Source organism: Neisseria sp. P0009.S007 (genome assembly GCF_051962515.1).
This window is the reverse complement of record NZ_JBQCVF010000259.1, coordinates 1-1,815: the sequence shown is the minus strand read 5'-3', so window position 1 is coordinate 1,815 and position 1,815 is coordinate 1. Positions and strand designations below refer to the sequence as shown.

The 1,815-nt window shown below is 40.3% G+C and carries 1 protein-coding gene; it reads left to right on the top strand.

Going from position 1 to position 1,815, the window contains the following annotated elements; all coding sequences use genetic code 11:
- Positions 1-301: 301 nt before the first annotated feature.
- The coding region (locus ACTHS3_RS12240; RefSeq protein ID WP_440368061.1) for a dynamin family protein at positions 302-1,815 on the top strand (1,514 nt) is incomplete at its 3' end.

The following is a 1,815-nucleotide window of genomic DNA, read 5'->3' as shown; positions in this document are numbered from 1 at the left end:
AAAGAAGCGAGCTTATTTAATTATCGAGGTATTCAAAAAGAATTGGCAGGTTTGATGCAGTCCGCCGCTTAATCAAAATCAATAAGGCCGTCTGAAAAATTCAGACGGCCTGCAAGGAATAAATATGTCTCATCATTCAGTAGATCAATTGAAAGAATGGATTAGTCCGAGCATTCCTTTGGGCTTGATGTTTGGTAAGAAACAACAAGCCTTGGAAATTCTTGAACAAATCAAACAGCAACTTAAGAGCATAGACATCATGCAAGAACAATTGAATCAGGCAGAGCAAGAGCTGCCTGAATTGAAAAAACAGCTTGAGCAGGCACAAAAAAAATTAGAGCAATTACAGAAAAATTTGTCGGAAAGCGAATTGCGTCAGACTTTGATTGCAGACCTTTTATCGGCCAATAATCTGAATCCCGGTGTACGACAGTATTTTCAGCTTTTGGGAGGAGAGTTTTTAGAATTTGCCAATCAGGAAGATTCCTTGAAAGATGAAGCGGCGGCATTTTTAGAATTGCAGGCAATTGGTGATGAATTAAAAGTCATTGGCGCTTACCCGGAATTTTACAAAAAACGCTCGATTGCCATTGCCGGAGGTTTTAGCGCCGGTAAATCCGAATTTATCAGCAGTTTGTTTGAGGATCCCAATATCCGACTGCCTATCGGCATCGAACCGACTACTGCCATTCCGACTTATGCCTTAAACGGTCAGGAAAACGGCGTGATCGGTTGCAGTCAGAACGGTGGTGTGATTGATTTGCTGAAGATTGATCCTGATTTTCAACAAAAATTGTCTCATAATTTTATCCGGTCATTTGGTTTCAACCTTAAAACCATCATGCCTTTTGTGTTTATGACGACGCCGATGAAGTTTGAGCATTTGTGCTTTATCGATACGCCGGGATACAACCCGTCTGATGTGGCAGACGGACATACCGCGGAAGATGTAAAAACGGCGCAAGAGTTTGTCCAAAATTCCGAGGCTTTGCTGTGGCTGATTGGTTTGGATTCCAACGGTACGATTTCAAAAAGCGATTTGGACTTTTTAGATCATGCAGGACAATACAGCCAGAAACCGCTCTATATCGTTCTAAATAAAGCAGATTTGCGCCCATATGACCAGCTTGAAGAAATTATGGCAGAAATTGCCGATACTTTGGACGATTACGATATCGAAATTGCCGGTATTTCTGCATACAGTTCTATTATGAAAGAAGAGTATTTGTATCACAAACAGTCGCTGCATGCCTTTCTTGCCAGCCTGGATCAGCCGTCTGAAAAGCAAACCTTGCTTATGCGAAGATTGTTTGCCGTAGATGAAAAATATCAACGTGCTATTTTGCGTACCATCAAAGAAAACAAGCAAATCAATGCAACTTTAAGCGGCTTCAAGTTGGATTTGTTAGAAAACGGCTTTGATGACCTGAGTTCGGATTTGTATGAAAAGCTCGGTAAAATGAATTCTATCTTTACCATCAAGCAAAAAGAAGAACATCTGAAACAATTGGAAACAGTCACAATGAAGATTGTGGCGGCAATTGAGCAGGTGTTTGGTCAGCCAAGCAAGGTTAAACGTAAAAATTGGACGCAGGATGAAATCGAGCTGGATGAAAAATTTGTTCGGTTAACCCAAAAGGAGCAAATGCCCGATGAATTGATGGATGACCAGCCTTCAAATGAGAAGGAAACATATTCAACAGAATTAAGTGCTAGATTTTGGGGGTATTGGGGAAATAGGCTAGTAGGTAGTAATTCTAAAATAGAATTAACTGTAGGTATGCTTTTGATTGATAATAAAGAAACCTTTACATT